At 64.6% G+C, this 7,598-nt stretch carries 8 protein-coding genes; all 8 read left to right on the top strand.

The window, feature by feature from the left end:
* On the top strand, positions 1–944 hold a 944-nt coding region (gene hypE, locus ABFE16_00490), incomplete at its 5' end, for a hydrogenase expression/formation protein HypE (GenBank protein ID MEN6343749.1).
* Between the two features lie 61 nt (positions 945–1,005).
* Positions 1,006–2,058 (top strand): 4Fe-4S dicluster domain-containing protein, encoded by a 1,053-nt coding sequence (locus ABFE16_00485; GenBank protein MEN6343748.1) that lies wholly within the window; start codon positions 1,006–1,008, stop codon positions 2,056–2,058.
* Positions 2,051–2,920, top strand: a complete 870-nt coding sequence (locus ABFE16_00480; protein MEN6343747.1) for an FAD/NAD(P)-binding protein — start codon at positions 2,051–2,053, stop codon at positions 2,918–2,920. Before ABFE16_00485 ends, ABFE16_00480 begins: the two co-directional genes overlap by 8 nt.
* Positions 2,921–3,658 carry an NADH:ubiquinone oxidoreductase gene (locus ABFE16_00475; protein ID MEN6343746.1) on the top strand — a complete coding sequence of 246 codons (738 nt, stop codon included), beginning with the start codon at positions 2,921–2,923 and terminating at the stop codon, positions 3,656–3,658.
* A 95-nt stretch (positions 3,659–3,753) separates the two neighbouring features.
* Complete coding sequence (locus ABFE16_00470) at positions 3,754–5,043, top strand: Ni/Fe hydrogenase subunit alpha (GenBank protein ID MEN6343745.1); 1,290 nt, start codon at positions 3,754–3,756, stop codon at positions 5,041–5,043.
* A gap of 58 nt (positions 5,044–5,101) precedes the next feature.
* A complete protein-coding gene (locus ABFE16_00465; GenBank protein ID MEN6343744.1) occupies positions 5,102–5,626 on the top strand; it encodes a hydrogenase maturation protease in 525 nt (174 codons plus the stop codon).
* An 82-nt stretch (positions 5,627–5,708) separates the two neighbouring features.
* On the top strand, positions 5,709–6,131 hold the full coding sequence (locus tag ABFE16_00460) for a response regulator (protein MEN6343743.1): 423 nt from the start codon (positions 5,709–5,711) through the stop codon (positions 6,129–6,131).
* Positions 6,132–6,222: 91 nt separating this feature from the next.
* The gene (locus ABFE16_00455; GenBank protein ID MEN6343742.1) at positions 6,223–7,593 is read left to right on the top strand and encodes a sensor histidine kinase; all 1,371 of its coding nucleotides are present in this window, start codon (positions 6,223–6,225) and stop codon (positions 7,591–7,593) included.
* Positions 7,594–7,598 lie beyond the last annotated feature (5 nt).

Raw genomic sequence — 7,598 nt, 5'->3', positions numbered from 1 at the left:
TGGCCCAGGAGATCGCTGTGCTCTATGACGGCGAGCCCCAGTGGGAGGATGCCGCCATTCTACCGGCTGACGGGCGCATCGCCGTCACCACCGACTCCTTCGTGGTCAAGCCCCTCGTCTTCCCCGGAGGCGACATCGGCAAGCTCGCGGCCACCGGGACGATCAACGACCTGGCGATGAGAGGCGCAGTGCCACTCTACATGACCGTTGCCCTGATCCTCGAGGAAGGCCTGCCGGTAGCTACCTTGCGACAAGCCCTGCGATCCTTGCGGGAGGTCTGCGAACAGGAAGGCGTGCGGATCGTCGCAGGCGACACCAAAGTAGTCGAGAAGGGCAGCGGCGATGGTCTCTTCATCAACACCACCGGTGTGGGCCTGGTTCACGAGCCGCATCCGCCGGGGTGCAAGTCAGTGAAGCCGACGGACCGAGTCTTGGTGAGCGGTCCCCTGGGTGACCACGGCATCGCCCTGCTTGTCGCCCGGGAGGAGCTGCCGCTCCGCACGCCGATCACAAGCGACTGCGCTCCCCTGAACGGGTTGGTGCAGGCCATGCTGCAGGCAGCTCCCGGAGCCGTGCATGCCCTGCGTGACCTCACTCGTGGCGGGCTTGCCGCCGCTCTGAACGAGATCGCCCTCGCTTCGGAGGTCCAGATCGGCATCGAGGACAGGCTGATTCCCGTCCGTCCCGAGGTGAAGGGTGCCTGCGAGCTCCTGGGCTTCGATCCCCTGCACCTTGCCAACGAAGGGCGTCTCGTGGCCTTCGTGGCCGAGGATCATGTCGAGACAGTGCTTCAGGCTGCCCAGAGGCACCCTCTTGGCCGCGAGAGCGTCGTCATCGGGGAGGTGAGACCAGGGGCCAGGCCGCGTGTGACCGTGCTGACCGAGCTTGGGACCAGCCGCGTGCTCTCCATGCCCGCCGGTGAGCTGCTGCCCAGAATCTGTTAGGGCTTCCGGGACAGAACCCATCGGGGCTGAAGAGGCACGCAGAGGTAGGAGGTCTGACCAGATGACGCTGCAGGTGATCAGTGTCGCCGAGATCAGGGGCCTGCTCGCTCAACTCATGGAGCAGGGCCGCGTCGTCGCTCCCCACAAACGGCCGGGAGACCGTCAGTGGGCCTTCGAGGACCTGACCGATCCTGCGGACGCCGTGCTGCAGTACACCACCACGATCATCCCGGCGAAGAAGTACGCTTTCCCTCCGAAAGAGACGCTGCTGCGCTACGAACTGGGCCAGGCGCCATCGGTGACGGCAGTGGTCGACAGCGAGCCACTCGTGCTCTTCGGGGTCCACACCTGTGACCTCTACGGACTGACGGCCCTGGACACAGCCTTCGCCGACCACTTTGCCGACGCTAACTATCTTGAGAAGCGGGCCAAGATGCGCATCATCGGCATCGAGTGCGTGCCCGACGAGTGGTGCTTCTGCGCGAGCATGGGCACCGCCACCATCGACAGCGGCTATGAGCTGTTCCTGACCCCTCTCCCCGACGAGGAGCACTACATCGTCGAGGTCGGCAGCGACGCCGGCGACGAGATGCTCAAGGGCATCGCCAGTCGCGAGGCTACCGCCGGCGAGGTCAGCTACCTCAAGACGCACCTCAACCGCAAGATCACCCAGGAGCGCCACCTCGACTCCGACTACACCGCTCTTCCCCTGCTGTTCACGGGCTTCGCTGAGAGCCCCGTATGGGAGAAGTGGGCTGAGAAGTGCTACGGCTGCGGGACCTGCAACCTGACCTGTCCCACCTGTTTCTGCTGGGACGTCCTCGACGAGATGGGCCTGGCACTCACCACGGGCGAGCGGCGTCGCGAATGGGATGGCTGCATGCTGGAGGGGTTCGCCAGGGTCGCAACAGGCGAGAACTTCCGCGAGAACCGCACCGAGCGACTTCGCCACCGCTTCTTCCGCAAGTACGCCTACCTGTTCACCCGCTATGGCAAGCCCTACTGCTGCGGCTGTGGGCGTTGTGTGCGCCAGTGTCTGGTGAAGATCGACCCGGTCGGCGTCATCAATGAGCTGATCGCCGCCCATGGGAAGGGAGGGGCTCTGATTGGCTGACCAACTCTCCACAACCGTTCACGGCGAGGCGCAGCACCCTCCACAGCGAGACCTGTACCTGCCACGAAGGGCCGACATCCTTGAGATCGTGGAGGAGACGCCGCAGGAGAGGCTGCTACGCCTGAAGATGGCCGACGGGGTACCCCTGGGGCACAAGCCGGGACAGTTCGTCCAGGTCTGCTGCTTCGGTATCGGCGAGGCACCGATCTCCATGGCCTCCGCAGCGGACGCCTCGGGTACCTTTGATTTGTGCGTGCGCCGCGTGGGCAACGTCACCGGAGCGCTCCACAAGACCGTTGTCGGCGATACCGTCGGCATCCGTGGCCCCTATGGCAACGGTTTCCCGCTGGAGACTCTCGCCGACCGCGACCTGCTCATCATTGGTGGCGGCATCGGACTCGTCCCGCTGCGAGGGCTCATCCAGGCTATCCTGGCCCAACGTGAGCTGTACCGCAAGGTCACCATTCTCTACGGCTTCAAACGACCCGAGGAGATGCTGTTCCGCGACGAACTGGCGGCCTGGGGTGCCCGGGAGGATGTGGACCTGCGGTTGACCATCGACCGCGCCCATCCGGACTGGTCGGGGCACGTGGGCGTCATCACCACCCTCTTTCCGGACCTCGCTCTGGATGCGGCCATGACGAAGGCGATTGTGGTCGGTCCACCCATCATGTACCAGTTCGTCATTACAGAATGCCGCCTCAAGGGGATTGCCGACGAGAACATCCTCCTCTCGCTGGAGCGGCATATGAAGTGCGGGGTCGGCAAGTGCGGTCACTGCCAGATCAACGGCAAGTACTGCTGCCTGGACGGCCCGGTCTTCAGCTTCTCGGAGCTCAAGTACCTGTGGGAGGCGATCTAGATGAAGCCTACCGTGGCCGTCTTCTCCTTTACCGGCTGCGAGGGCTGCAGCCTCGCCATCCTGGAGTGTGAGAACGAGCTCCTGGACGTGCTCAACCTGGTGCAGCTCGTGCGCTGGCGTGAGGCGATGACCGAGACCGCCCAGGAGTTCGACATCGCCCTGGTGGACGGCTCGATCAGCACTCACCACGATGTGAAGAAGGTCAAGCAGATCCGCGAGCTGTGCAAGCTCCTGGTGCCCATCGGAGCCTGTGCGCACAACGCCGGTCTGAATGCCCTCAAGAACCGCTACGGCATGGGGCAGGTCAAGGAGACGGTCTACGGCGACGCCGGAGCGCAGTTCGACACGATCCCTGCATGCCCGGTCAGTGCGGTGGTTCCCATCGACTTCGCACTCCCCGGCTGTCCCATCGACCGCGGCGAGTTCGTGCGCACGGTCCGCGACCTGTGCCTGGGCAAGACGCCACGGCTGCCCACGTACCCGATCTGCGTCGAGTGCAAGAAGAAGGAGAACGTGTGTGTGTTCTTCCAGGGCAAGTTCTGCATGGGACCGGTGACCCGGGCCGGTTGTGGCGCGATCTGTCCGACCTACGGTGATGGCTGCGAGGGCTGCCGGGGGTTCGTCGATGACCCCAACCAGAACGCCCACAAGGAGACTCTGGCTGAGTACGGCCTGACGGCCCGCGAGGTCATGCAGCACTTCGACATGTTCAACAGCTACGACGACAGATTGCCCTAACCGGAGGGCAGACGCGGAGAGAGCTCTGTGCGAACCTGACGCTGCCTTTGCCTCTCCTCTGCCCTGCAGCCCGTCCATGCAAAGGAAGGTGGGCCATGCCTGACGTCAACCTCCATGTCGAGGACATCACCCGCGTTGAGGGCCACGGAGACATCGTGCTGAACGTCAAACAAGGCAAGATCGAGGAGCTGCGGCTTGAGATCACCGAGTCGCCCCGCTTCTACGAGAGCATGATCCTGGGCCGGCGCTGGGATGAGGTCACCCATATCACCTGCCGCATCTGCGGCATCTGCTCCATCGGCCACACCTCGGCCTCCTTGCAGGCAGTGGAGGCGGCCCTGGGCATTCAGATCAGCCAACAGACACTGCTCATGCGTCAGTTGGCCTTCTGTGGCGAGACGCTGCAGAGCCACGTGCTGCACGTGTACTACCTGGTAGCGCCGGACCTGCTCGGTGTGCCCAGCGTTCTGCCCCTGGTGGAGACACACAAGGAGGTCGTGATCATGGCGCTGCGGCTCAAGCGCCTGGCCAACGACCTCTGCGCGGTGATAGCCGGGCGGCACATCCACCCCTGTGCCATGAAGGTGAAGTGCTTCCCCCATGTGCCGCGCAAGGACGATCTGCGGGCACTCAGGGAGCGCCTTGTTGCCTCCATGGACGACCTCATGGACAGCGTCAGCCTGCTCAAGACGCTGCAGTTGCCCCAGGTCGAGCGGGAGATGGAGTTCGTCTCGCTGTACCATCCGGACGAGTATGCCCTGTACCGGGGTACCGAGATGATCTCCAGCCGCGGGCAACGCGTCACCATCCCTGAGTACAAGCAGATGTTCAGCGAGTACGTGGTGGCCCACTCCCACGCCAAGCACGCAGCCACTGAACGGGGCTCCTACATGGTGGGCGCCCTGGCTCGGTTCAACAACAACCACAGGCAGCTCCGGCCGCGGGCGCTTGAGGTAGCCACTGCCCTGGGCTTGGAGTCGGGGTGCATGAACCCCTTCATGAACAACGTCGCCCAGGTGGTGGAGTGCGTGCAGTGCACGCTGGACGCCATCGAGATCCTCGACAAGCTGTGCGACCTGGAGCTGGTACTCGAAGACCCCACTGTGGAGGTCAAGGCCGGTCGTGGGGTCGGTGCCTCCGAGGTGCCGCGCGGCCAGCTCATTCATGACTACACCTTCAACGACGAGGGGCTGGTCACGGAGGCCAATCTGGTCATCCCCACCGGCCAGAACCTCAACAACATCGAGCGCGACATGCACGCCTTCGTCCCCGGGATCCTCGACCGCAGTCAGGACGAGATCCGCCAGTTCCTGGAGATGCTGGTCCGTGCCTACGACCCCTGCATCTCTTGCGCGACGCACCTGTTGAGGGTTAAGTTTGTGTGAGAGCACGAGCACCGGCGCTGCCTGCCAACCAGCCCGAGATCAGTGAGGTCACGAGACGATGGTTACCGAGGACGAGCTGCCGCTCGAAGACGAGGCACGCGCGCCTATCCTGGTGCTCGGAGTGGGAAATGAGCTACTCCGCGACGAAGGAGTCGGGGTAGTTGCCGCCCGGGCACTGGCCCATGAAGGTTTCCCCGTGGAAGTCGAGGTCGTGGAGGGAGGCACCGGCGGCTTTGACCTCGTGTTCGAGCTGGAGGGACGCGAGCAGGCGGTCCTCGTCGACGCCGTCGACATGGGCACTGAGCCGGGGACGGTGCGGGTGTTCACTCCCGCCGAGGTGGAGGCCGAGATCGCCGAGCCGATCGCTTCCCTGCACCAGGTGGGCCTTCTCGACGTCATCGAGATCGGCGGGATGACCGGCAAAATGCCGCCGGTGACCATCGTGGGCATACAGCCGAAGGAGATCGCGCCCGGCTTCGGTCTCAGCGTGCAGGTTGGCACGGCGATCACCGAGGTGATCGCGCAGGTGCATCGGCTGGTCGACCAGATCCTGCAAGAGCGCCGCGACCCGGAAGAGCCTTAGCTGTCCTCTTCGCAGCCGGACGAGCCTGACATGCCGTGCGCAGGGACCTGGGGTTCCATGTCCCTTTGAGGGAGGTGCCGAAGTGCCGCAGAACGCCAAGATCCTCGTCGTGGATGACGACCCGGATATCGTCGAGTCCATACGCATGGTGCTGGAGAGCGCGGACTACGAGGTGTCCGAGGCGGGGAGCGCCACGGAGGCTTTCGAGCAAGTCGACAAGTCGGTACCCGATCTGATCTTGCTGGATGTGATGATGCCTGACGGGACCGAGGGCTTCCACTTCGTGTGGCGACTGCGCAACGAGTACCCGGCTCCCGCCAACGAGACGCCCATCATCATCCTCTCCGCCATTCACAACACCACCAAGCTGCGCTTCTACCCCGACCAGTCCGACGGTACGTACAAGGCCGGCGAGTACCTGCCTGTTCAGGGCTTCATCGATAAGCCTGCGGAGCCCTCTCTGCTCCTGACAAGGATCAAGCAGGTGCTCGAAGAGGGGCACTGACCTATTGGTTGAGCGGTCCCCTTCTCAGGTGCGGCCTCCATGGTGCAGAGCTTGAGAAGGGGACCGGAGCCAGGCGGAGGGGCGAGACGGCATGGGGCTCACCGCGTCCGAAGCCTCACTTCTGGTACGGCTCCGCTGGTTGATCAGCCTGCGGTGGGTTGCGGCGGCCGGTGTGCTGGGTCTTTCCGCCCTATCGGCGCAGATGCTGCGATTCCCGATAGCCTTGTTCGCCCTTCAGGCCCTTGGCATCCTCATCGCCGTATACAACCTGCTGCTTCGGGAGGCCCTTGGTCCTCGTCACCTGCCCAGACCCGGCGGATCGACCCCCTACCTGCTTCTGTGTGCAAACCTCCAGATCGGCCTCGATCTGCTCGCGCTGACCCTCGTCATCCACTTCACCGGCGGTCTCGAGAGCCCGCTGTCCCTCTTCTACGTCTTCCACATGATCATCGCCAGCATGCTCCTCACGGCGCCGGCCGCTTTCGCCCAGGCGACCGTGGCTTTCGTGTCCTACCTCGTGACGCTTGCGCTGGAGGCTCGCGGCCTGATCGGCCACTACTCCCTCGGAATAGCCATGACCGGCGACGCCTATCGTTCCCCTCAGGCTTGGCCGCTGGTCTTGGCCCTGGGCGCAGCGCTCTACGTCGCCGTCTTCCTTGCCAGCAGCATCGCCGGGGAGTTGCGTCGCCGAGAGGCCCAGATGGCCGACCTGACCCGGGAGCTGGCCCAGCAAGCTCAGTCGTGCCACCTCGCCTACGCGGGTCTGGAGGAGACGCAGCGCAGCCAGGTCGAGTACATGCGCCGGATTGCCCACGAGCTCAAGTCGCCCCTGTCGGCCATCTGCATGATGCTCAAGGCCATCCTCGGCACCAGCTCCTCCTGCCTCCCACCACGGCAGCAGGACATGATGACGCGCGCGGATGCCCGGGCGAAGGCAGCCCTGGACCTCACCGAAGACCTGCTCACCCTGAGCGAGATCCGCGAAGCCCACGATGCCGAAGCGCCCTCGGAGGTCAGCCTCGCACACCTGGTGGAGAGCGTCGTGGCCGAAGAGGAGGTGCTGGCGAGGGAGCAGGGCCTTGCCCTGGTGGCTGAGATCCAGGCGGGGCTGCCCCTGGTGCGCGGATACCAGTCCGAGCTGATCGCCCTGGTTCGCAACCTGCTCAGCAACGCCACGCGACACAGCCACTCCGGCGGACGGGTCTGGCTGCGAGCCTACCAAGATCAGGAACAGGTCGTGCTGCAGGTCCAGGACGAAGGCATCGGCATCCCTGCCGACGAACTCGACCGCATCTTCGAGGAGTTCTACCGATCCTCAGCCAGCCGCAAGGCCGGAATCCCAGGCACCGGTCTGGGACTCGCGATCGTCCGCTCGATCCTTGAGCACCATCAGGCCCAGATCTCCGTGGACAGCGAGCCGGGCCGCGGAAGCACCTTCACCGTCCGACTGCCCCGAGCCTAGAAGGC

The sequence above is a fragment of the Armatimonadia bacterium genome, assembly GCA_039679385.1.
Classification (GTDB): Bacteria; Armatimonadota; Zipacnadia; order Zipacnadales; family JABUFB01; genus JAJFTQ01.
The sequence above is the reverse complement of the archived record's forward strand: the minus strand, read 5'-3'. Positions and strand labels throughout refer to the sequence as shown.